Raw genomic sequence first — 25,322 nt, forward strand, 5'->3', positions numbered from 1 at the left:
CGACTGAGTTCCAGTCGTCTTTTTTAGTTTAATAATGTAATAAGGTGTAATAATCGTGGCCTTTTATCTGCTCGCCCCCCTTAAGATCATCAAGCTCAATCAAAAAAGCACAACCAGCCACCACACCCCCTAATTTTTCGACAAGTTCAATAGCAGCTGCTGTAGTTCCACCCGTAGCCAGTAAGTCATCGACTAATAAGACCCGTTGACCAGGCTTAATAGCATCCTTGTGCATTTCTAATATGTTGCTGCCATATTCTAACGAATACTCTACCTCAATGGTTTCACGAGGTAATTTACCTTTTTTACGAACAGGTGCAAAGCCCACTTGTAATGCATAAGCTACAGGACAACCAATGATAAAACCACGGGCCTCCGGACCAACAACCATTTCAATCTCTAGGTCTTTAGCATAGTCCACAATTTTTTGAGTAGCATATGCGAAAGCTTGACCATCTCCCATTAATGGGGTTATATCTCGAAAAATAATCCCCTCTTCAGGATAATCCTTAATACTTGCAATATAATCTTGTAAATTCATATTATAACTCCTTATTCATCCACTGATAAATGGCATCAATACTTTGAAAGTTCAAAAATGCTTCAGCTTCCATGGATTTTTTATAATTAATCATCGCGTCACAGGATTTAAGATCGACACGTTGATCTAAATGAGCATCTTGCTTATAGATGATGCCCTTTTCTATTTTAACAAACTTTGCTTGAAAAAACACAACGATCATGGTCTTTATTTTAACTAAAGGAATTTTCAAAAATTGAGCGAACTGTGCTAAATCTGCTATTTTTAACTGAGGATTCACTAACAAAGCCTGATAAAGTCGACTAAACTCTTGATGAGTCGGTAATCCCACCAAATACTTGGACTCCGCCACATAAGAAACTAAAATGATTTGTGACCATTTTTTATAATCTAAAACCTGCCGTAAGTGTGATAAATCATCAGGCACTTCTAAAATTACCAGTCGTTGAAAATCAGCGATATTTAAATCTTTATCAGAATATAAACTAAGCTGACTCGATTCTGGCAAGTAAGATTGAAGTTGATCAATTAGTTTCGATTGATTAACCAAATAGAGGGCTTGAGGATAATCTAATTCCCCCTTAAGTCCATTAGAAGAACGTTGGTCAATCAACTGTCCCTTTATAAAAGCAAAATCACGTACAATAAATTGTAAACTCGTCTGATCACGCCAACGGTTCAAACTTAATTCACCTAGGATGCTTAAACGACTCTCTGCCTTAATTAACGTTGTTGACTCAGCCATTGAAAAAGCTACTGCCGTTAGTTCAGCCATTGGTGCATCTAAATGGAATTGCCAACGGACATGTTGTTGATCTTTACCCATTAAGCGTTTATTTTTTATGATTAGCTCTTCTAAAACAATCAGTGGCTTAGGATTTTCCTGTCCAAAAGGTGCTAATTGTTTGATTTCCTGATACAAATCTAGTGTCACTTCATCATCCGTTAATAACAAATCCACCGATATAGCCGGCTCTTCTGCTAGTGAGCGATCAAGTGATCGAATAGCCTCTTCAAGCTTTTGTTTAAAGAGATCAAATTGGCCCTGGGCTATGGTTAATCCGACTGCTTGATCATGCCCACCGAAATGAACACATAAATCTTGAAAAGGTTGAATGAGATTAAAAAGATTAATCGAAGGAATAGATCGACCAGACCCCTTATAAACTCCCTTAGATTCATCGAAATTAAACAGTAGGCAAGGACAATGATGCCGCTCCACTAGACGCCCGGCTACAATTCCCAAAACACCTGGATGCCAATTTGCTTGACCAGCAATAATTATGGCTGGAGGTTCTACGTTTTTAGGATATATCCTTAATAATTCCGCTTCTATCTGCTTAACTAGGTCAACCCTTTCATCATTCTTGGCTTCAATGACTTGTAACAATCGGTTAGCTTCAATTAGATCTAAACTTGCTAAAAATTCTAAACCTGGACTAGGATCCCCTAAACGACCTACTGCATTCAATCTTGGACCAATCACAAAGCCAATGGTTTCCTCATCAATATCTTCTAAACTAATATTTTGATTATTAAATAACGTCAGTAAACCTGAACGATTTGTCTGTTTAAGTTGATTGATACCAGCTAAAACAATCGTTCGATTCTCATCAATCAAGGCAACTCGATCACAAACGGTCCCTATCGCAGCCAACTCTAAAGCTTCAATCGGAATTTCCCCCAGTAAAGCAGTGGCTAATTTCAAAGCAACTCCTGCACCCGATAGATCCTTAAAAGGATAGTTGCCTCTTGGATTAGCTGGATGTATAACCGCGTAGGCGGGCGGTAAATCTGTTTGAATCTGATGATGATCCGTTAAAATGACATCTACGCCTTGATCTTTAGCATATGCTAATGCCTCAAACCCAGCCACACCGTTATCCACTGTAATTATTAATTGTGTGCCTGCTTGAATAAAAGCTTGGTAACGCTCCAAGTTTGGCCCATAGCCATCCGTAAAACGATTAGGAAGATAATAAGTCACCTTGGCCCCAATCGATTCCAAAGCTTCTTTCATAATTAAGGTTGAGGTAATACCATCCGCATCATAATCCCCATAAATTAATATACTTTCTTCCTTTTCTACCGCCTGGGTAATACGTTCGACAGCTAGGGCCATATCTTCCATGTCAAAGGGGTCGTGGAATAAACTCGGTTGTTGATCACATGCAGCATCAATCGCCGCTTGTGATCGTAATCCGCGCTGCCAACATAGACGCAAAAAAGCGGGCGAATACGTCATTCCCGCTGATTGCATTTGTTGGATAAAATCGTTTTGTTCTTGATCGGATTTTTTCGGATAAATCCACTGAGAAAAATGACCTCTCATGTCAAACCTCCTCTAAGATCTTAGAACTTCAAACTCATCGAAATCATTGACCAATGTTGCTTGACTAAAAATCTCCTGTGCTTCCTTTTCTAATTGCTTACACTGCTTCCCTAAATACCTTGCAGAAATATGATTCAGATATAGTTTTTTGACATGGGCCTGTTTTGCATTTTGAGCCGCTTGTGCAGATGTCGAATGATAATATGCACGCGCTATTTTAGCTTCGCTTGCTTGGTGGGTTGCCTCATGAACCAAGACATCCGCCCCTCTGGCAAGTTGAAGAATGTTTCGACAAGATCGAGTATCTCCCAGGATCGACACAATACGACCTGCTTGATCAGGCGCTAAGAAATCTTGGCCATTTAAGATTCGACCATCTTCCAAGGTAACCCTAGCCCCCGCTTTCAATTGTCCAAAAATCGGTCCATTGGGTATTTCGTAAGCTGCCAACTTATCCATGAGCAATTGGCCCACTTTATCCGGCTCGATAATTCGATAGCCAAAACAAAGTATTCCGTGTTCTAGAGGCATATATTCGGCTTGCCAGCCTCTATCCAAATCAAGCGTTCCCCCTTGGGGGGATAATTCATGAATATTCAGTGGATATGCCAACTTCGTCTTAGAAATCCTTAAAGAAGTTAATACAAAATCTTTAATTCCTTCTGGCCCATAGAGATCAACCGGATCTTGTCCTGCTTGATTAGAGCGTGAACTCAAGAGTCCTGGCAAACCATAAATGTGATCTCCATGAAGATGGGTAATAAAAATGCGCCGAATTTTTCTTGGTTTAATATGCGTTCTTAAAATTTGATGCTGCGTCGCTTCACCACAATCAAAAAGCCATACTTCATTCAACTCATCGAGTAATTTTAAGGCTAAGGCAGAAACATTACGGACCTTAGCAGGTACACCGGCTCCTGTTCCTAAAAATTGTAAATGCATCAAGTCATCCTTTCTGAGTTTAACGCTTTGAATAGAGTTCCTTGGCCATAAATTTGGAAAATTCCTTAGCTCCTTCTTCATTTAAATGAACCCCATCCGAAGCAAACCATTCTGCATGCCCACTAGCAAAGGAAGCCCAATCAATCACAGTAACATTACCATAGCGTTCAGCTGCTTGATTGAGTTGATAATTTGCATCTTGTGTCCAAGGCCGATCAACTAAAATATTAACATAGTACTGTTTGCGCTCTAAGCCAATATCTTGGATATAGTCATCTAATTGACCCGTTGTATAAGTCCCATTCGTTCCTAACATTGTAACGACTGTCGATGCTAATTGGTTATTTGCTTTCAGTCGATCAACCACATCATAGGAATTATATAATTGTCGCGCAACTTGAGGATCAATGACAGCCTTAGGAAATACTTCTTTTAAATGCTCCGTCGACGCTGCTAAGGTCGAGTCTCCGATAAAAGTAATATCCAGCCCCGAAGCAAACAGCAGCACTTCCTGATCTAATCCTTCGATATGATTCACAACTTTAGGCGGTGCAACAGATTCATTTTTTGTCTCATCAGCTATCTTAAGGTTACTTTCAATGATTTGTTCAATCTCTTGGGTCTGCTTTGTTCCTTTGGCCTGAGAAGAAATAGCCATTCCCACACTTCCCATCACAAAATTAAAAATATAGCAGCACACAAGAAATTTAACCAGATATAATCCTTGAGGATGATTCCTTAAAAAGTTAAACTGATATTTTGTTTTCTTCCAATTAAAATCTTGCCCAACAGGTAATGAGATCGACTTTTGTTCAAAGAGTTGATAAGTAATTTCTGCTAAACCGATAATTAGAGCAAATTTAAAAATATAATTCAACCCTGGTAAACGATTAAATAGAGCGATATTCTGTGGACTCAATAAATAGACAGGATAGTACCATAGATAATAGGAAAAAGACCTCTTGCCTATCCAAGAAAAGACATTAAAAGATAGAACTTTATTCCAAATCGAAGAGGGGTGAATAGCGGTCAAAATCATCGCCAGCGATAAGATTGAGAAAAGACTTAAACCAAAACGGTAGGCGAATGGCTTAGTCCCAAACATAAATCGGACCATAAAGAAAGCTAAAATATACACTATAACACCAATACCATTTAAGCCGTGTGTAATGGTTTTAGGAATAGGCTTTGGATTTAAGCGTTCAGGTAATAATAATCCCAACGCGCCTCCCAAAGTAAAGGCAGATAGTCGAGTCAGTAAATCATAATAAACTCGCGTTGGATCAGAAGAACCTTGGTAGAGATAAGCCATCAATACTGCTGAAACCAAAGAAATAATTAATAAAATATTAATCGTGATATTTGCCTTTTTATGCCAAGAATAGGTGAGAAAGATCAAAATTGGTGTTAAAATCACCAATTGTCCATATAGAGAGACATACCACAAATGAGTAAATGGGCTGGGATTTGCTGCTTGAACAAAATACGATTGTTCATTTAATATCTGATAATAATTATTAAAAAATCCTAAAGCACTTAATCCCATATTCCGAACATTCGGCAAGTAATTACGGTTGAAAAGGAGAATATAAGTAACCACCATCATGATCATCGCTAACATCGGAAAGAACAACCGCTCAAAACGTTTACGAATGAAAGCGATATAGTTTAATGGTTTCCCTCTTTGATCCGCCACATAAAAATGTCTAAAGTTAAAAAAACCGGCAATAACCAAAAAGAGATTAACTGCGATAAACCCGCCTGGCATGATATGTTCAAAAAAATAATAACCAATTATTGTGAGGATCGCGACCCCCTTTAAACCATCAAATATGGGAATTCGATATCCACTATTTGTTTCCTTCATATTAATTCATCACCTAATCTACAAATTCAAATTGATAGTCAACTAAAAGGACCGTGTCGCCATTCTTAGCCCCTGCTTCTCTAAGAGCCTCATCGACCCCCATCGCTCTCATTTGACGCGCAAATCGTTGTAAACTCTCATCATGATCCATGTTTGTCATCGCATAGAGACGCTCAATGCGTTCGCCAACTAGTTCCCATAGATCTCCATCTAATCGCTTCACTTCAAAATCAGGAGTGTCTTCTTCTAAACGATAAACTTTTTGATCCTGATTATCATCTTGCAAGGCAATAAAATCACTTTCACTCAGCATACGATAAGTTGCTTGTAATAAATCATCCACACCCTGTCTTTGATAAGCCGAAATGCTATAAATAGGAGGGGGCGTCAAGTTTAAATCTTGATAATATTCCTCTAGCTGATGTTCAAAAATCGCTAGGTTTTCTTTTGCCTGGGGTTGATCTAATTTATTAGCCACTATGATCATCGGACGTAGCAGTAAGCGTTCATTATAAGCACGCAATTCATCCATGATCGAAGTAAAATCTTCAAAAGGATCGCGGCCTTGTACTCCAGCCATATCAATTACATGCAATAAGACTTTCGTTCGTTCAATATGACGTAAAAAATCAATTCCTAAGCCGACGCCTTGAGAAGCTCCTTCAATCAACCCGGGTGTATCCGCCACGACAAATTCTTGACCAGATTTTAAATGAACCACCCCTAAATTAGGCGTTAAAGTTGTAAAAGGATAATCAGCTACTTTTGGCTTAGCATTAGAAATCACCGATAAGAGTGTCGACTTGCCGACCGATGGATAACCAATCAAACCAACATCTGCCAAGATTTTAAGTTCTAAGGATAGCTCCCTTTCTTGACCCGGCTCACCATTTTCAGCAATAGAAGGAGCAGGATTTTTATGCGTCGCAAATTTAATATTTCCCCGACCTCCGCGTCCGCCTTTTGCCACTACGCATTGGTCTTGATGATGCAATAAGTCAGCTAATACTTCACCAGTCTGGGCGTCTTTAACAATTGTACCAGGCGGGACCTTTACGTAAAGGTCTTTTGCATTAGCACCATATTTTCCCTTGCTCATACCATTTTCACCAGCTGAAGCCTTAAATAATCGGTTATAGCGAAAACCCATCAAGGTTCTTAATCCCTCATCTACATAAAAGATCACAGAACCCCCATGACCGCCATCACCACCAGCTGGGCCACCGTCTGGACGGTATTTTTCTCTTAAAAAGGCCACCATACCATCGCCGCCCTTGCCGGCTTTCACCATAACTTTTGCTTGATCTAAAAAGCTAGACATTCTATCGCCTCCTTTATCGATATTATTGTATTCTTAAGCAAGTCTTAGTCAATAATTAATCTCGGATCAAAAATTGAAAGAATTAATTGAGTCAACTCACGCATTAATTGATAACGGTTATGCCTTACTTTCGGATCCTCATCATTGATCATATGATCTTCAAAATAATGAGCAATGATTGGACTTAAATCTTGGTAGGCTTGCAATCGATCATTTAAGCCGGAAATATGTTTTAATTCCATCACCTTTTGAATAAATTGAGCTTCCAAATCACTCTGAGCCAACTTCGATTCTAACTGATCTTCTTCAACCACCTTAGTTCCTAAATTAACCACTCGGCTAAGATTTTCAACCATCTGATGGAATTGATCAGGATGCTGTTCTTTAAAAGCTTGAACTAATATAGCGGCATCCACAATTCTTAATGGAACCAAATGTGTCTTGTTCAAACTAGCTTGAATCACATCATAATCAATCGTTTGATTTTCTAATAAAACCTGAACTCTTGCTTTTAGAAAATTAAGAATTTCTTGCCGTAATTCAATCGTACTTTGCTGCAAGTAAGATAATAAGATATCCGAAAAATCAATCGGCCAGTCTTGATCTAAGCAAATCTCAATAATCCCCATAGCTTGTCTTCTCAAGGCGTATGGGTCGTTAGAACCAGTTGGAATAAGACCGACACTAAAGAAGCTCGCTAAAGTATCTAATTTATCGGCTAATGCTAATAAAGCGCCAACTTGACTTTGAGGCAAATCACCTTTAGCTGATGTTGGTAAATATTGTTCAGAAATAGCTTGAGCGACTGATGAAGACTCCCCATATTTTTGAGCATAGAAGCCACCCATCACGCCTTGTAATTCACTAAATTCATCAACCATTAAAGTCATTAAATCAAATTTATAGATTTGAGCAGCTCTCAAAGCATCCTTTTGAACCTCTTCAGACACATTAAGTCGACTAGCCAACAACTGCAGTAATTGATACACACGAACTTGCTTGTCTGCATAACTACCTAATTTGTAATGTTCATTTAAGCGGGTTAAACCTTCTAAGTAATGATCCAAATCATGTTTCAAGTCTTCCTGATAGAAGAACATAGCATCCGATAATCGGGCCCGTAATACTTTTTCATTGCCCTTAATCACTTGGTCGAGGTGTTGGTCATTCCCATTACGAACCGAAATAAAATAAGGCAAAAGCTTTTCTGTATTCTCATCAAGGCAATAGAAATAACGTTGATGATCTCTCATCGCTGTTACTAAAACTGCTTGAGGAAGTTCAAGGTATTCCGACTCAAAGGTTCCATTAAAAGCGGTTGGCCACTCAACAATAGCAGTTACTTCTTCTAAAAGATCCTGATTTTCTGGAACAAGCCAATGTTTCTCTTGAGCGATCTCATTTATTTGTTGGCGAATAATCGACATACGTTCCTCAAATGAAACAATCACAAACCGGTCTTTCAACACAGACTCATATTGTTTTGGATGTTTAATAATAACTTGATCCTGTGTCTTTAAAAAACGATGACCGCGTGTCCATTGATTAGCGGTCACTCCCGCGAATTCGAATGGAATTACCTCTTCGTCTAAAAGCGAGACCATCCAATGGACCGGACGAATATATTCAATATTTAAGTCTGACCATCTCATAGTCACTGGAAAATGGAGCTGAGCAACCAAGTCACCCATTTTCTTTAAAACTTCAGCAGCACTTACTTGTGCAGCCGTCTTCCTTAGAAAGAGATACTCTGTTCCTTTAACCTCTTTAACAAAAAGATCCGCTTCCAAACCCTGCTGTCCTCTCAAAAAACCTTGACCCGCCTTAGTCAACTGACCATTTTCATCACGACCAGCCTTAAGTGAAGGTCCACGCACTTCCTCGATTTGTGCATTTTGAAGATCTGCCAGACCATTAACCCTAATAGCCAACCTACGAGGTGTCGCAAAGGATTCAATCGACTCATAGTCTAAACGTTCATGTTGTAAGAAATCAGCAAAGCGATCCGCTAATTGGTCTCTTAAGGCTATTAAAAAACGTGCGGGAATTTCTTCTAATCCCAATTCAAATAAATACTGTGCCATTAGTTTGCCTCCTTTACCAATGATTCCTTACTACCCTTTAATAATGGAAATCCTAATTCTTTCCGTTTTTCAACGAATAGCTTAGCCACACCACGGGCCAACTTACGAACTCGCCCCAAATAAGCAGCTCGGTCTGATGGTGAAATCAATCCGCGGGCATCCAATAAATTGAAGGTATGAGATGACTTCAAAATATAGTCATAGGCTGGATGAACGAGTCCTTGATCAAGTAAGCGCTGAGCCTCTGCTTCGTAGTCATCAAATTGCCTGAATAACAAATCCCCATCGGATAATTCAAATGAAAACATAGAATGTTCATATTCAGGTTGTTTAAATATTTCCCCATAACGAACACCTTTAGTCCATTCCAATTCATAAACATTATTTACATCAAATAAATACATTGCTAACCGTTCTAAACCATACGTGATTTCAGAAGTTACTGGGTCTGTTTTTAGGCCTCCAACTTGTTGAAAATATGTAAATTGTGAGACTTCCATTCCATCGATCCAAACTTCCCATCCTAGACCAGCACAACCCATGGAAGGATTTTCCCAGTTGTCCTCTACAAAACGAATATCATGCTCTAAAGGATTAATCCCTAGAGCTACCAAAGAATCCAAATAGTATTCTTGGATATCAATTGGAGAAGGTTTCATCACTACTTGAAACTGATGATGTTGATAAAGACGGTTAGGGTTCTCGCCATATCGTCCGTCTGCAGGCCGTCTAGACGGCTCCACATAAGCAGCATTCCAAGGTTCAGGCCCATTCGATCTTAAGAAGGTATAAGGACTCATCGTCCCGGCTCCCTTCTCTACATCATACGATTGAAGAATCAAACATCCCTTACTCGACCAAAACTCCTGCAAAGTTAATATCATATCCTGTAAACACTCAACTGACATTCTATCGCTTCCTTCCATAATGTAAAAAAGGTCCCTATGACCATCTTGGGCCATAGGGACAAATCATAAGCGTGTCCCAGCCTAATCCGTCCATCGATATCTCACAATCAATGGAAGCAAGACACTGGCTAACATTTATTTAAGGATCCCTGTTCATCGACCAATCCTGTCAACTAGTTGAAATTTTACTCAATTTTTCGAAAAAAGTCAATCCACCGTATTAAAGCAAGCCGCTTTAAATAGCTAATTATGACTCATTAATCACTTATTTCGTTTAGGTATTTCTTTTATCATCGCCTGCATTTGATCCATCTCCTGGATATAAGACTGAGTTTTTAGATGGATTCCAACCAACTCATTGTATATCTCAAATAAAAGCCGCCGGAGATCTCGAGCAAGTTCTGGCTCAATCTCTAGTTTCCTAAAGCGAGATAGAGACATTCCTGACAAAGATTGAATTAAAGGAATACTCTCAGCTTTCAAGCGAAGACGATATGAATCCATTGACCAGTGTGCTTGACACAAAAGTCCTTGATAGCGCATAGAAAAGTCAAAAGGCCCTACTTGATTCCCACAGACTCGACAATGCTGCCAATCAAGTTGAACGCCAAAACGTTTAAGCAGTCTTAAATCACAGACTAAATGAACGGCATCAGCTGGATAACCCTCATTTAAAAATGTCAAACTTTTATAAAAAAACTGATATAAGGAGACATCCTTAACATTATCATCAGTTGAGGCATCGATAAGTTGACTAATATAACTAGCATGCGCCAATAAAACAGGATCCTTTTGAATGGCCGGATAAAAGTCTAGACAGTTGGCCTCTCTTAAAAAAGAAAGACCTTGCTGATTCACACGGCCTACAAAAGATTGTCTAGTAAGCGGAATCAAATTAGCCTTAAGGGGATGACTCGGCTTCTGCAGTCCCTTAACAAAAAACATTTTCGTGCCATATTCTTGGGTGAAAAGCTTAACCAAGGCATCGTTTTCCCGATGAGGTCGTTGAAAAAGAACGATACCTTCAAATTTTGAATCCAAACTAGCTCTTAATAGTTTTCCAGACGATAGCCTAAATCATTAAGATTGGCCTGTCGATCGCGCCAGTCTTTTTGAACCTTCACCCACAAGTCCAAATAGACCTTATCCGCTAATAAGTTTTCAATATCTCGTCGCGCCAAACTTCCAATTTTTTTAATCATTTTTCCTTGGTGACCAATAATAATTCCCTTTTGACTTTTTCGCTCCACAATGATACTTGCCTGAACTTCAACTTTATCATCTGGGTTACGTTGCATCGAATGAACCTGCACAGCAACAGAATGCGGAATCTCCTCACGGGTCAACAAAAGGATTTTCTCACGGATTAATTCACTAACCACAAAATATTCAGGGTGATCCATCACTTGATCTGCCGGATAATATTGTGGCCCATTGGGCATCTTTGCTACTAATGTATCTAATAAAGCTTGGATATTAATTCCTTCTTTAGCAGAAATAGGAACGACCGCTTCGAAATTAAATAAAGCTTGATAGCCCTCGATCAACGGCAACAAGTCATCTGGGTGAATGAGGTCAATTTTATTGACGACTAGAAAAACAGGAACCTTGGCCTCACGCACCTTGTCAATCACAAATTGATCACCAGGTCCCATTTTTTCAGAAGCGTTCACTAAGACACAGATCGCATCGACTCCATTCAATGCGCTGTAAGCTGTTTTGACCATGAACTCTCCTAACTCATGCTTAGGCTTATGAATACCCGGTGTATCAATAAAGACGATCTGAGCTTGTTCTCGCGTATATACTCCTTGAATTCGATTCCGGGTCGTCTGAGCTTTATCCGACATAATCGCAATTTTTTGCCCAACAATTTGATTTAGTAGGGTTGATTTCCCGACATTTGGGCGACCAACCAAGGCCACAAAACCAGAATGATAGTCAGGATATAATGATTTTATTGATTCCATAAAACTCCTTTATCTATTCGTTAAAATAAGTTAATTAATTTCGGTAAAAATAATAAGCCACCAATCAAAACAGCTGCTAGAGCGGTTATTAAAACAGCACCTGCTGCAACATCCTTAACCCGCTTGGCTATGGGGTGCCACTGATTGCCGACGGTTAAGTCGGTCAAATACTCAAGAGCGGAGTTTACCATCTCTGCCACGATGACTTGACTTACAGTTAGTACCAATATCACCCATTCCAAGCTTGAAAAGGATAATCTTCCAGCTAAAGCGAAAACCAGCCCCATAGCCACAGCATGAAAACGTAAATTACGTTCATGACAAAAGGCGAAAACGATCCCTTGACAAGCTGTGTTTAGTGACTCTAAAAAATTGGTGTTTTTAAGATGTTTATCGACAGAGGCCATATTCTTTTAATACCTCATCTTGTAGGGCAAACATTTCTTTTTCTTCTTCAGGTGTTTGGTGGTCAAACCCATTTAAATGCAGGAAACCGTGAACCGCTAAAAAGCCTAATTCACGATCAATAGAATGACCATACTCTATGGCTTGTTCTTTAGCTCGTTCAATCGAAATGATGATATCTCCTAAGTGCGGAGCGATCTGTGGACGTTCTTCCAATTCCATAAAAGAATCCAATTCTAACCACTCCTCACCTTCATTTAATGCAAAGGATAGCACGTCCGTGGCTTGATCTTTATTGCGGAAATCCCGGTTCAATTGCTGTATACGCTCATTATCAACAATTGAAATGTCCACTTCACTGTGGGGATTGACCTCTAATTTTTTACTAGCTAAATTAATTAATCCCTTTAATAATTCGCTTTGATCTGGGGTAAGGTAATTTTCATCATCGATAATTTCAATGTTCATCTTATTAACTCCTTTCATACCTAATGGGGATACTCAATCCTTGTGTGGTACATGGACGCAATCCCCTTGATAATTGATTGACGAACCTTAAGTAATTCATCAGCCGTTAAATGACAATCAGCAAATTGCCCATCCTTCAATTTTGATTGAATAATTTGATCTAATAAAGTTTCAATGGCTGTTTGATCATAGTGTTTCAATGTTCTAGACGCCGCTTCCATCGAGTCAGCAATCATCGTAATCGCTGCTTCCTTAGTCTGAGGAATCGGGCCCGGATACCGAAAATCAGCTTCCTCAACAGTAGGATCTGCTTCTTTAGCTTGATAGTAAAAATATTGAGTAGAGGTCGTTCCATGATGCTGTTGACAAATATCAATAATTGATTGAGGGAGTCCCTCTTCTTGAAGTAATATCACTCCCTCAGTGACATGATCAATAATAACCTGAGAAGATTCTTGAGGTGTCAACATTTGATGGGGAGACTCAATGCCACCTGACAAATTCTCCACAAAGAAGAGAGGATGGATCGTCTTGCCCACATCATGATAATAAGCTGCAACCCGTGTCAGTAAAGAATCCCCACCAATCGCTTCAACAGCATTAGCTGCTAAATTTGCGACCATCATTGAATGGTGATAAGTTCCAGGAGCTTTTTCAATGAGACGCTTTAAAAGCGGGTGATTCAAATTTGCTAACTGATTCAATGTCATTGGAGAACGACTCGATAACAATTGATCATAATAGGGTTCCAAAAGTACCCACATTAAAAAACCGAGTAGATTAGATAATAATGTCGATGCAAGAATCCAGAGAACTTGCTTTGAATTGACCGGTATCGATAAAGCGCTCATAATAGGAATCGCTAAAAACAATTGTCCCAATAATGTATAAAGAAAGAAACGCTGTCTTCTAAATGATTGCTTAATATCTCCTTGCCAAAGAATATATATAACCGTTAAAAGACTGGATAACAAATAGAATAAACTCACATAAATCACCAGGGTCTGGCTTTCATTATTTGTAAGTACAAAGATGGCAAAAATATGAACAACTAGAACAAATAGTAAACTATGCTTCAAATTAGTTTTAGTATAAAGAAGCAAAGGGAAAACAGCCATCGGCACTAAAAGATTCGCATATAAAAAGTGATGGATCTGTAGCCATTGGCTCAATTCAATACTTAGCAATGCTCCGGCAAGAATAATGGCATAAGCTGTCAAGTTCTTACTTTTTTGATCCAAGTCTGATCGATCGAAACCTACATAAAACAACCTTACTAATAAAAGTCCATGGATTAGGATGAGTCCCAAGAAAACCCATATTTTCATCGAATTTTTCTGTCGATTTAAATAGCCGTAAAGTTCTAATTGTCGCAAATTAGTTGGCTTAATCACATGTCCAGCTTGAATAATTACTTGACCTTGTAAAATATAAGAAGTTTGAACATTCGCTTCTGCTTCATCTTTTAATCGTTTTGTTTCACTTTCAGAATAAATCAAAGTTGGTTTGATCGAATAACTTAAAATATTTAAAGCGAGCTGCTGAAGTTCTAAAGGTAAAGATCCAGCTGCCATTTGCGTTCTTATATTAAGAAGTTCTTGGCCAAGCTGACTAGCACTTAATTCTTGGCTCATCGTGTCTTTAATCACTTGAAGCAATTCGTCTTGTAGTAAATCCAAGTCCTGAGCATCCAACAGTAGGAGCAGACGCAAATTATCTTGTCGCAATTGATCAATTAATGCTTGTAAGTCTGCAGGTGGATCTAGAAAAACTAGCTGGGCTAAGACACTTTGAAGACTCGGTGATAATTCATCGAAACTTAGAGACTGCGATGCTTCAGGAAGATATTGCTTGATCTGTTCAAGATCAATAGATTGATCCGGCCCTTTATCCTTAATAAGCTCAACTAATTGCGACTGGGTATAAGTTCGATTCTTCCACTCACGAACATAGGAGAAAAACTGATCCAAACGATCTCGTTCTATTTCAAGTAGATCTTCTTGAAAAACATAAATATCTGCAATCGCTTCTCGAGCTCGTTGCCGATTTAACTGAGTTTGATAGCTATCTTCCATCGTCGAAGGGGCTAATATTGTCACATCCGATACGTGGTTGACTTTAAAATCATAAGACCTCGGCTGGACATGATGGTATCCGATAAGTGCAATTAAGCCACTTAAAATAGCGATGATGAATACTGAATAAAAAGGGCCCAGCTTTTCATAAAAAACTTGTAGTCGCCGATTCATGGCAATCTCTCCTTATTTTTTTAAGTAGCCTGACTATACGCCTTAATAATTTCTGCGACAACTGGATGACGTACAACATCCATTTCATCAAAACCAACAAACTGAATCCCTTGAATCCCCCTCAAATGTTCTCTAGCATGAATAAGACCTGATTGAACACCCTTAGGAAGATCAATTTGAGTTTGGTCACCATTAATGATCATTTTAGATCCAAATCCTAATCGGGTTAAGAACATTTTCATTTGGGCTGTCGTCGTATTTTGCGCTTCATCTAAAATCACAAAAGCATCATCTAGGGTCCGTCCGCGCATATAGGCTAGAGGTGCAATCTCAATAACCCCTCGTTCCATTAATCGGTTGGTATGCTCAGCACCATAGACAGCATATAGCGCATCATAGATTGGCCGCAAATATGGATCAACCTTTTCCTTTAAATCTCCTGGTAAAAAGCCTAAATTCTCCCCTGCTTCAACTGCTGGACGCGTTAAAATTAACTTCTTGACTTTCCCTTCGCGCATCGCTTGAACAGCCATTACAACCGCTAAAAATGTTTTTCCAGTTCCCGCTGGACCAATGCCAAACACCATATCTTTCTTTTCTATTGCCTGAATATACTGCAACTGACCATAGGTCTTACAACGAATAGCAGATCCTTCAGCTGTTCGGCCAATTACCCGATCATATAGATCGATAAAATGATCGATCTGATTATTCTTAGCCATCTTAATCGCCGTTACCAGATCCATTTGTCGAAGAGGAATGCCTCGCTCTAATAAGGCTAAAAGGTTCAAGATGATCGATCGCACTTGTTGTGTTGAGAGCTCATCATCCGCCTCAATAGAGATGACCTCCCCCCGATTAGCAATCATTACATCAAAAGCCTCTTCTAATTGACGCAAATTCTTATCATGATTACCTAAGATTTGTAATAACCAATCTGTGTTTGATACATTTACTTGACTTGTATAGGCTCCACGTTGATTCAATCCTCGTTCTCCTTTATTATCCAGATTTACTTTTAGATTACCACAAAAAGTAGCCAATGAGTATCATTATAGCTTGTTGAATAGTATTTTACTTACTTCGTTCGATAAAAAAAGAAGGGGACAAGCCCCCTCTCTTTTTATGAAAATAAAAATTTTCAATATTTCATTTTTGCTTATGCGCTACGTCTAATACTTACGTTTACGAGCGGCTTCTGATTTCTTCTTACGACGAACACTTGGTTTTTCGTAAAATTCACGTTTACGCGCTTCTCTCAAAGTACCTGTTTTAGAAACGTTACGCTTAAAGCGGCGAAGAGCGTCATCCAAAGATTCGTTATCACGAACAATTGTTTTTGACATATGGTTCCCCTCCCTCCGAGCTTATAGTAACCTTTCTTAGAATTAATCTTCTAAACAAAGTCCTTTTAGAATTATACCACGATTCCATTCAGATGCAAAGTCTAGAAATTAATTTTTGGCAATAAATCGATTTATTGAAGCTCACTTTCAGGGAGAAGTTGGCAATCTTCACATAATCCAAAGACTTCAAAACGATGTGATAACACCTTAACACTAGATAGATCCGTATGGACCTGTTCTAAAGGACAAGCATCCAGTACTAAAGCTTTTCCGCAATTCACACAGATAAAATGATGATGGTGATGATGACAATCGTGACCTAATTGGCAAGATAAACGAAAAAGTTGTTCATTTTGGTACTCAGTCGATTCCAGAAGTCCAATTTCTACAAAATCATACAAATTACGATAGGTAGTATTATAGGACATCGTTGGATAAACTTCTTCCAAAGCCTTATGAATCGTAAGTGCCGTCAAATATCGTTGGTTATCTGCAAATAAACTAAGAATCTCTGTCCGCTTTTTGGTAATCTTAAATCCTGCTTCCCTTAATTGTTGGTGTCCCAACTCAATCAGTCGATTCACTTCCGTTGGATATGGAGTTTTTTTCAAGTGAACTGGCTTCATAATTCTCACTTCCTTATAATATGGTAAACTATGCATAAACAATCATCTAAAACATAGGAGTATACTCATGACGCAAACAATTCCATCAATCCATCTCTTCCTGATTTCGGACTCTATCGGTGAAACAGCCTTGAAAGTTGCCCAAGCTGCTATTGTTCAATTTCCTAGTATAAAGTCAGTATTACACAAATGGGTTTTTATTTCAAAAGATGAGGACCTAAGTTCTTTGAAAAAGAGCTTAATCGATCATCAAGGCATTGCTCTTCTAACTCTGGCTGACCAAAACCTAGCAGAGGAAATTACTCAATTTTGCCAGACCCATGACTTAGACTATTTCAATCTACTTCAACCTTTAACACAACTAATTGAAGAACGAACTCTGGTCAAACCTAGCCAAGAAGCTGGAGCCCAACACGAACTGGATGCTGCTTATTTTAAGCGCATTGAAGCCATGGAATTTGCGAGTAAATACGACGACGGAAATAATCCATCCATTTTTGATGAAGCCGACATCCTACTACTAGGCATCTCCCGCACTTCAAAAACCCCCTTATCCATGTATCTAGCCACCTTAGGCTACAAGGTCACCAATCTCCCTTTGATCCCGGAAAATTCACTTCCCGACTCGCTCTTTAAAATCGACCGCAAAAAGATCATCGGTCTAACAAATGACCTTGAAATCATTCAAAAATTTAGACAAAAACGCATGGAAGAGTTTGGTATCCAAGGAGCCAGTCAATACGCTTCCCGCAGTCGTATTCAAGCGGAATTAGACTATGCCGATCAAATATATCAACAACTCGAGTGCCCAGTGATTAATGTTGCTGATCGTTCTATCGAAGAAACTGCCCAACTCATCATCCAGGATATGGACAATGCAATCAATCACTGATCCTTTAACCACTCTTGATACAATTGAAGCAAATATGATCGCACATCCATATCATATGCCGCATTAAGATTAGAATCAGCCAAACTCTCCTGGATAGGCCCACATGACAGGGTCTGTCCATTTTTTAAAAGCAAAGCATGGCTGCCATATTTTTTAGCGAGGGATAAGTCATGCACCACTGAAACAATAATCCGGTCACCTTGACATAACCACTCTTTTAGACCATCATATAAACGTTTTTGATAATTAAGATCAATAAAGTTACTGGGTTCATCTAATATCAAAATCGATGGTTCTTGAGTAAAGGCTTGACTCAAGAACACCTTTTGTCGTTCTCCTCCAGACAAATTATTCAAAGAAGCTCTTCGCTTATGATCAATCCCTGTATCTTTCAAATAATGTTTGACGAGTTGCCAATCTTTAGTTGTCAGATTTTTCAAGAAGCCTTTTAAATAGGGATACCTCCCCAATGCGACCACTTCTTCTACCAAATAATCATGAGAAAGGGACTGAATTTGAGGTAAGAACGCCATGTGCCTAGCTTTTTCTAGGTTAGAATATGTCTTTAGATCTCGTCCCTTCAAAAAAATGGATCCCCTATAATCCATTTCACCAGAAAGCGCCTTTAAAAAACTTGATTTCCCAGCACCATTTGGCCCACAAATCATCCACCATTGACCAACCATTAAGTCCAAACTTGCTAACTCAAATAGGACTTGATCTTTTATCTGGATCGATACGTCTTTACACTCTAACATACGTCACCTCGTGTTCGTTTGACTAATAAATAGAAAAAGACGAGTGTTCCAATAATGGATGTGATAATACCAATCGGAATCTCTAAAGGACGGATCAAAGTTCGTGCAACCAAATCAGCTACGGCTAAAAAGTTCCCCCCTAAAAACAGGCTCACGGCTACCAAATAGCGATGATTCGCCCCAACAATCATTCGACTCATATGAGGAATAATCAAGCCCACAAAGGCAATTGATCCCGCTACCGCCACACTCAAGCCTACCTGAATCGAAACAAAGATTAATAAAAGTAGACGGACACGATAAACATTGACCCCTAGATTACGAGCCTGGTCCCCTCCTAAAGCAAGAGCATTCAGGTCTTGGCTATAACGATAAAGAAACAACACATTAATCACTAAAGCAAAGGCTAAAATGCAAGCATCATGATAAGTTGTCGCAGATAGCGAGCCAAGTGTCCAAAACACTAAGGTCTGCAATTGATCTTTGGCTAACAAAAGCAATAAATTTAATCCCGCAGACACTAACATTGAAAAAATGATTCCTACTAGAATTAAACTTTGATGGCTTAGCCGCTGATCAAATAAACGAGTAAAGGTCAAGACAAGTAACAAGGAAATAAAAGCAAAAGTTGCAGCTAAGATAAAACGACTATCAAATTGATACACAGAAAAATGAGGAAAATAAAGAATCGCTAAACCAGCTCCTAAAGCAGCTCCTGAAGAAACCCCTAATGTAGATCCGTCTGCCAAGGGGTTTTTTAATAAACTCTGCATGGTCAGCCCAGCCAATGATAAGCCTGCTCCAATCAAAAAAGCATTCAATATACGCGGCAAACGAACCGCTAAAATAATCGTCTGATTAGATGGATTTAAACCGCTCCACTCCTCTTTGAAAAGGGAAACCAGAGAAAGGTAAACCTGGTGAAATGAGATAGATACAGACCCCCACACTAAACAAAGCCCAAGGATCATCAAACTGATCATTGGGCCTAGGATCCAAATTAAGAGGAGCCGTTTATTTTTCTTCATATACAAATTCATACAAGGACTTCATAGCATCCACTAAACGAGGCCCTGGACGTGTAAAGGAGGAATTATCAGCTGCAAAGACTTTTTTATCTTTAACAGCAGCCACATCTGCCCAAGCTTCACGACCTAAAATTTCGTCAACGGCTGATGGCGCCCCTTCATCCATCGGCATAAAGCTCGTTACAATGTATGATGGATTTAACTTCAAGACCTGTTCCTCAGAGACTTCAACGAAGCCATCTTGATCCTTAAAAATGTTATCTAATCCTAATAAGTTACCTAATTCATCCATGAAGGTATTCTTACCAGCAGTCCATAAACCAAATTCAATTGGAGAAATTTCATAATAGACTGAATTTGAATCGAGATTCTTTTGACTGGCTTTGTCTTGATATTCTTTAAAAGAAGCTTTCATATCTTCAATTAATTGACTGGCTTCATCTTCATGTCCAACTAATTGCCCTAATAATTCAATCGAATGATACACTTCCTCGATCGTTTGAGCGTCTGTGATAAAGACTTTAATGCCTAAATCTTCCAACTGCTTTAATTGATCTTCACTTAAAGACATCTTAGAAGCAATTACTAATTGAGGATCTTTAGCGATAATATCCTCCACGTTCATTTCTTGACCCGTTGTAATAGATGGAATAGATTCTACCTTATCTGCAGGATAATCCACGTAATCTCCACGTGCAATAATTGTATCCCCCGCACCAATGGCGAATAAGATTTCAGCATCAGACGGCATTAAGGTTACGACTTTATCTACTTTTCCTTCTTCTAAAACAAGCTCTCGACCTGCCATATCTTCAATGGTTAACTCTTCTGCCGAAACTGGGCTCGTCAAGAACAAGGTTAAACATAGAAAAGCTAGTAACAATTGCCATTTCAATAATCTTTTTTTCATAAGACAACTCCTTTTTTAAAAATTTATCACACAAAGTATAACATTTATTCCAATAATTTGCTAAAGTATTTCCAATCTTTATAGATTATATTTTGACGAGTAAAATCTAATTTTCCTTCTTCCCGTAACTCCTTAACGACTTTACCAGCGGTCTCACGCGTCGTCCCTGCCACACTAGCTAATTCCATAATCGTTAAGGGATGCGGGATAATCACATGATCCGGCATAAATTTGCCCATATCATACATCCAAATAGCCAATGTTTGAATAACTCGCATGGTTGCACTAGGAATCGCCGTCATTTGTACCCGTTTTTCTAAATAATATTGAATATCCGTTAAGTTACTATAAACATAGGCCAATTGTTCACTATTTGAACGAACAATATCCTCCATTAATTTCTTTGGAATATAAAACAAATCAACATCTGTGACAGCAATCGCATCATAAATATGTTCACTACGATTCATAAACTCGGCGTAAGGGAAAAAACTCTCTTCACCCACATAATCCAAATAGCGATAATCGCCACTCGCATCTTCTCTCTCCAAGCGAACTAACCCTTTAAAATTAAAATAAGAATAGATAATCGGATCCTCTCGAAAGAAAATATACTGTCCTTTAGAAATATGATGAAATAAAGCCGAAGAAGTAATTTGATTAGCTTGTTCTAAAGTCAGACGAGAAAAAAAGTCATAGTCTTCTAATTGTTCAACATAACGCTCCAAATCTCGGTTAACCATATAAGCCCCCTCTCATTCATTAATACTGCCTTACACAAGGACAAAGCAGCCTATCACGTGTCCTTTTCATGTCATACGTTCATTATGTCATGATTCTGACTTTCTTTCAAGATAAAAGCGATTAAACATTATAATCGATGAGCAAGTATCAATAAGATTTTAATATAAACGTTTATATTTCACTTATTTTTAATGTTAGGCACAAAGGTGCTTTTCCTTCTAGTTATCTTTTATCTAGTAAATTAAAGATCCAGGGAAACTTGCCCTGGATCTTTAATTTAACATTATTAAGACTAATCGACGTTAGACCTATTTTTCATAATGATTGAGCCATCTGAGTCTGCTTATTGTAGATATCAGCATAAAAGCCATCTAATTCCAATAAACTTTGATGATCTCCCCGTTCAACAATCTGCCCTTTATCCAAGACCAATATTAAATCAGCATGGAGAATCGTTGATAGACGATGTGCAATGATGAAGGTGGTTCTTCCTTCTTGCAAGACCTTCATGGCATTTTGAATGATCCTTTCGGTCTGGGTATCAATATGTGAAGTAGCCTCGTCTAATACTAAAATTTTTGGATCATTTACCAGTGTTCTGGCAAAAGCAATGAGTTGCCGTTCTCCCGAAGATAAGGACTGCCCTCGCTCTGCAAGTGGAGTATGTATTCCTTGATCAAGCTTAGCAAGCAAAGTGCCTCCTCCTACTCTTCTAAGCGCCTCCACTAATTGGTCATCCGTTAGTTCTTGATGATATCGGCGGATATTTTCTGCAACCGTCCCAGTAAACAAATAGGGTTCTTGTAAGACAATGCCCATCTGATCCCGAACACTCTCTCTGGAAAAATCTTTAATATCTTGTCCATCAATAAGAATTCTCCCTCTTTGAGGATCATAAAATCGCATCAATAAATTCATTAACGACGACTTACCAGATCCTGTTGTGCCCACCAAGGCAACCGTTTGACCAGACTTCACCTTAAAGTTAATCTCCTGTAAAACTGGATGGTCCGCTTGATAAGCAAAGCAGACATGATCAAAAACAACAGAACCTTCTTGCATCTGAAAGATTGAGTCAGAGTCTTCCTCAACTTGACTATCCAAAAGTTCAAAAACACGATGGGCAGCTACTAAGGCCTGCTGAAGAGAAACATTCATATAGACCATGTTGGTCAAAGGATCAAAGAGCATCATAATATAATTCATCACTAAATAGAATTTACCCACCGAGTAAACCAGGTTCCCCTGAGTATTAACTGCCATAATATAGGCGATGAAACAAACCATCACCATGATCTTAATAAAATTCGACAATGACCATTCAAGAGTCGCTTCAATCTTTAGATATTTTAAGCGATTGGTCAACCATGACTGACTTAATTTAGAAAATTGCTGTTCCACATGCTCTTCCTGATTGAAAGACTGAATTAACGAAATACCTTGGACTAATTCACTGGTAGCCGAATTAATCTCACTACTTGACTCGCGGTCATACTGATTAATTGGCTTAACTAATTTGGAATAAAACTGCTGCCAATAAATAAAAACAGGGATTAAGATCAATAAGGGAATGGCGATTCGATAATCGGTATAAAATAATGCCAAATATGCCCCAATAACCTTGGTAAAGTTCAATAAAATCTGAGTTGAAAAGGTCTGATAAAACTTCAAGCGAATCGTCTCCGTATCATTTACAATTCGCGAAGCGATTTTACCAGCTGGCTTATCATCAAAAAAAGAGACCGGTAAGGACTGCATACGGGCATAGGCTTGGTCACGCATCCAGCGAACAATGCGATTAGAACCTATTCCGGTTAACACACGGCTCAAATAGGATAAAGTGACTGCTAACAGGGAAAGGATTAAATAGATTGTTAGTAACTGCAGCACCTTCCCTGTTTCAAAAGATCCGTGACTTTGAATCGTTTGGGTCAAATAGTCTAATAAATCAGAAATTAACCTGGGACAATAATAGAGTAAAATTGTTGATATAATCAACAATGTAATACCTAACAAGAATAAAAGCCATTCTTGTTTAATGGCTAATAATAACCGCTTAAATTCCTTCATTCACTTTTCCTCCCATCTGCTGCAAATGATACTGATCTGCATACCATCCAGGTTGATTCTGCAATTCTACCGGCGTTCCCTCCTGGATGATACGTCCTTGATCCAAAACAATAATATAATCAGCAGCTTGGACAGCTGAAAGTCGATGGGTCACAATTAGATTAGTTTGCCCAGAGCGAAGTTCATGAATATGGTTAATAATCGTACGCTCTGTATTAGCATCGACGGCAGACAGGGCATCATCTAAAATAAGAATCGGAGCTTTAGCGATCAATGCACGAGCAATAGCCAAACGCTGCTTTTGTCCTCCTGATAAGGCCACGCCCTTTTCACCGACTAAAGTCTCTAAGCCCTGACTCAGTTGATCAATATCCTTAGCTAAATCGGCTGCCTGAAGAACCTGATCCAAATCTTGCTCCGTGGCTGTAGGATTTGAAAAAAGAATATTCTCTTTAACCGATTGAGAAAACAAGAAGTGTTCCTGAGGCACATAGGCAAATTGCTGGCTTAAGGATTGAAGATCATAGTCTTCAATCGCTTGCCCATTAATCAACAACCGCCCCTGATTACCGACCGGCCATTGTCTTAATAATTGCCGGATGAGTGTTGTCTTTCCACTTCCCGTTTTGCCGACGATGCCCAGAGTTTCTCCTTCCTTCAAGGTGACTTGAATATCTCTCAGACTTGGCTGAGATTGAAGTGGATATTTAAAGCCATAATTTTGCCATTCAATGGAATGTATATGGTCTAGTTTAAGCGATCCCGACTTGGAGAGATGATCCTGTGTTTCTTCAAGCTCACGAATTTTACGATATGCAACTCGACCTTGTTGTATATCTGAAAAAATACTTGCAATATCCCAAATCGAATAATTAAGCATCGTTAGATAAAGTTGAAAAGAAACCAACATCCCCAAAGTCACTTCACCTCTTTGTAATAATTGAGTACCATAGCCCATTCCAATAACCATGGCAATTGCTGAAAAGAGACTTGCCGCTTGATTATAAAGCCCAGTGATTTTGATATATGCATTATTACTTTGATTCACTGCTGCAGTTTTTTCTTTAAAATGAAATAGTTCCTCCTCTGCCTTAGACGTCGTACGAATAACACGGACACCTTCCACCACCTCCAACACCTGATCATTCAAATGTGTAACAGATTCTCGCATCGTTTCATAACTTTTTTCTACTTTACTCGTTAGAAAATACATGATTACCCCATAAATTAATAAAGGTATTAAACTTAAAAGCGTCAACTTCCATGAAATGAAGCCTATCATTAGCACCATCAGAGTAATAATTGTCACGCCATCTAAGACAACAGCCATAAAGAACCATGCCATAACATAACCAATCGTTGGTATATCTTCCGTCATTCGCGTCATGAGGTCCCCTGAGCGAAACTGTTCATAAAAAGAACTTCTCATACCTAAAAGTCGTTTAAAGATCTTGATTCGAATGTGATGAATCAAAGAAAAACTTTCACCAAACACTAAATACATTAAGATGGCATTGCCAATGTAAGCAATCACTGCTGCCATAAACAAAGCAAACAAAAAAGCGATTCCTATTTTTCGAGTGAGCTCTCCTGCAACCATATTATCAATGAATAATTGAATAATATAGGTAGGAGCCAATTCTGCAATCGCAGTAATAATAATTGCTACAAATGCTATAGAAAACTTTTTTGAATGCTTACGAATCGTTTCTAAATATAAGCTAAACATTGTATCCTCATTTCTATTTTAAATACACAAAAACGCCTCTCCTATCGTCCATGATAAAAGAAGCGTCTTGAATGATTGCATCGATCGCTGAAGGCAGTCACTTATCTTAGCCTAATTCTACCATTTTCAAAG

Annotated in this window: 22 protein-coding genes; 1 reads left to right on the forward strand and 21 read right to left on the reverse strand. The window is 38.7% G+C overall.

Features of this window, described 5'->3' with window-relative positions:
* Positions 1-28: 28 nt before the first annotated feature.
* From HMPREF2758_RS02375 to HMPREF2758_RS02445, 15 genes are all read right to left on the reverse strand, one after another.
* Positions 29-541 (reverse strand): adenine phosphoribosyltransferase, encoded by a 513-nt coding sequence (locus tag HMPREF2758_RS02375; RefSeq protein WP_006907761.1) that lies wholly within the window; start codon positions 539-541, stop codon positions 29-31.
* Position 542: 1 nt separating this feature from the next.
* Positions 543-2,873, reverse strand: coding sequence for a single-stranded-DNA-specific exonuclease RecJ (gene recJ / locus HMPREF2758_RS02380; RefSeq protein WP_070609002.1), 2,331 nt, complete (start codon positions 2,871-2,873; stop codon positions 543-545).
* Between the two features lie 12 nt (positions 2,874-2,885).
* Complete coding sequence (gene rnz / locus HMPREF2758_RS02385) at positions 2,886-3,815, reverse strand: ribonuclease Z (RefSeq protein ID WP_070609005.1); 930 nt, start codon at positions 3,813-3,815, stop codon at positions 2,886-2,888.
* 19 nt (positions 3,816-3,834) lie between these two features.
* Positions 3,835-5,682, reverse strand: coding sequence for an acyltransferase family protein (locus tag HMPREF2758_RS02390; RefSeq protein ID WP_070609007.1), 1,848 nt, complete (start codon positions 5,680-5,682; stop codon positions 3,835-3,837).
* Positions 5,683-5,695: 13 nt separating this feature from the next.
* Positions 5,696-7,003, reverse strand: a complete 1,308-nt coding sequence (gene obgE, locus HMPREF2758_RS02395) for a GTPase ObgE (protein WP_070609008.1) — start codon at positions 7,001-7,003, stop codon at positions 5,696-5,698.
* Positions 7,004-7,047: 44 nt separating this feature from the next.
* Positions 7,048-9,087 carry a glycine--tRNA ligase subunit beta gene (gene glyS, locus HMPREF2758_RS02400; protein ID WP_070609010.1) on the reverse strand — a complete coding sequence of 680 codons (2,040 nt, stop codon included), beginning with the start codon at positions 9,085-9,087 and terminating at the stop codon, positions 7,048-7,050.
* A complete protein-coding gene (glyQ, locus tag HMPREF2758_RS02405) occupies positions 9,087-9,995 on the reverse strand; it encodes a glycine--tRNA ligase subunit alpha (RefSeq protein WP_070609012.1) in 909 nt (302 codons plus the stop codon). Before glyQ ends, glyS begins: the two co-directional genes overlap by 1 nt.
* A 261-nt stretch (positions 9,996-10,256) precedes the next feature.
* Positions 10,257-11,036 (reverse strand): DNA repair protein RecO, encoded by a 780-nt coding sequence (gene recO / locus HMPREF2758_RS02410; RefSeq protein WP_070609014.1) that lies wholly within the window; start codon positions 11,034-11,036, stop codon positions 10,257-10,259.
* Positions 11,037-11,044: 8 nt separating this feature from the next.
* On the reverse strand, positions 11,045-11,965 hold the full coding sequence (gene era, locus HMPREF2758_RS02415) for a GTPase Era (protein WP_070609016.1): 921 nt from the start codon (positions 11,963-11,965) through the stop codon (positions 11,045-11,047).
* Between the two features lie 20 nt (positions 11,966-11,985).
* A complete protein-coding gene (locus HMPREF2758_RS02420; protein ID WP_070609017.1) occupies positions 11,986-12,372 on the reverse strand; it encodes a diacylglycerol kinase family protein in 387 nt (128 codons plus the stop codon).
* A complete protein-coding gene (gene ybeY, locus HMPREF2758_RS02425; RefSeq protein ID WP_070609019.1) occupies positions 12,356-12,838 on the reverse strand; it encodes an rRNA maturation RNase YbeY in 483 nt (160 codons plus the stop codon). The genes HMPREF2758_RS02420 and ybeY overlap by 17 nt, the downstream gene beginning before the upstream one ends.
* Positions 12,839-12,858: 20 nt before the next feature.
* On the reverse strand, positions 12,859-15,087 hold the full coding sequence (locus HMPREF2758_RS02430; RefSeq protein ID WP_070609021.1) for an HD family phosphohydrolase: 2,229 nt from the start codon (positions 15,085-15,087) through the stop codon (positions 12,859-12,861).
* A gap of 20 nt (positions 15,088-15,107) precedes the next feature.
* Entirely contained in the window at positions 15,108-16,073 is a 966-nt protein-coding gene (locus HMPREF2758_RS02435) for a PhoH family protein (RefSeq protein ID WP_070609023.1), read from the reverse strand.
* Positions 16,074-16,259: 186 nt separating this feature from the next.
* A complete protein-coding gene (gene rpsU, locus HMPREF2758_RS02440; RefSeq protein ID WP_006907774.1) occupies positions 16,260-16,433 on the reverse strand; it encodes a 30S ribosomal protein S21 in 174 nt (57 codons plus the stop codon).
* A gap of 131 nt (positions 16,434-16,564) precedes the next feature.
* Positions 16,565-17,059: a Fur family transcriptional regulator gene (locus tag HMPREF2758_RS02445; protein ID WP_070609025.1), complete on the reverse strand. Its 495-nt coding sequence runs from the start codon at positions 17,057-17,059 to the stop codon at positions 16,565-16,567.
* Between the two features lie 67 nt (positions 17,060-17,126).
* On the opposite strand from HMPREF2758_RS02445, the gene HMPREF2758_RS02450 reads away from it, so the two are divergent.
* Positions 17,127-17,951 (forward strand): pyruvate, water dikinase regulatory protein, encoded by an 825-nt coding sequence (locus HMPREF2758_RS02450; RefSeq protein ID WP_070609027.1) that lies wholly within the window; start codon positions 17,127-17,129, stop codon positions 17,949-17,951.
* Here HMPREF2758_RS02450 and HMPREF2758_RS02455 read toward each other — a convergent pair.
* The 6 genes from HMPREF2758_RS02455 to HMPREF2758_RS02480 all read right to left on the reverse strand — a co-directional run bounded on the left by HMPREF2758_RS02455 (position 17,945) and on the right by HMPREF2758_RS02480 (position 25,190).
* Complete coding sequence (locus HMPREF2758_RS02455; RefSeq protein WP_070609028.1) at positions 17,945-18,709, reverse strand: ABC transporter ATP-binding protein; 765 nt, start codon at positions 18,707-18,709, stop codon at positions 17,945-17,947. The two genes, HMPREF2758_RS02450 and HMPREF2758_RS02455, sit on opposite strands and share 7 nt — an antisense overlap.
* Entirely contained in the window at positions 18,703-19,749 is a 1,047-nt protein-coding gene (locus tag HMPREF2758_RS02460) for a FecCD family ABC transporter permease (protein ID WP_246823175.1), read from the reverse strand. Before HMPREF2758_RS02460 ends, HMPREF2758_RS02455 begins: the two co-directional genes overlap by 7 nt.
* Complete coding sequence (locus HMPREF2758_RS02465; RefSeq protein WP_070609030.1) at positions 19,724-20,647, reverse strand: ABC transporter substrate-binding protein; 924 nt, start codon at positions 20,645-20,647, stop codon at positions 19,724-19,726. Before HMPREF2758_RS02465 ends, HMPREF2758_RS02460 begins: the two co-directional genes overlap by 26 nt.
* Before the next feature lie 44 nt (positions 20,648-20,691).
* Positions 20,692-21,390: a Crp/Fnr family transcriptional regulator gene (locus tag HMPREF2758_RS02470; RefSeq protein WP_006907780.1), complete on the reverse strand. Its 699-nt coding sequence runs from the start codon at positions 21,388-21,390 to the stop codon at positions 20,692-20,694.
* Positions 21,391-21,706: 316 nt separating this feature from the next.
* Positions 21,707-23,461 (reverse strand): ABC transporter ATP-binding protein, encoded by a 1,755-nt coding sequence (locus HMPREF2758_RS02475; protein ID WP_070609032.1) that lies wholly within the window; start codon positions 23,459-23,461, stop codon positions 21,707-21,709.
* Positions 23,448-25,190, reverse strand: coding sequence for an ABC transporter ATP-binding protein (locus tag HMPREF2758_RS02480; protein ID WP_070609034.1), 1,743 nt, complete (start codon positions 25,188-25,190; stop codon positions 23,448-23,450). Before HMPREF2758_RS02480 ends, HMPREF2758_RS02475 begins: the two co-directional genes overlap by 14 nt.
* Positions 25,191-25,322 lie beyond the last annotated feature (132 nt).

Origin of the sequence: Facklamia sp. HMSC062C11 (assembly GCF_001810675.1) — a bacterium.
GTDB classification, from domain to species: domain Bacteria; phylum Bacillota; class Bacilli; order Lactobacillales; family Aerococcaceae; genus Facklamia; species Facklamia hominis.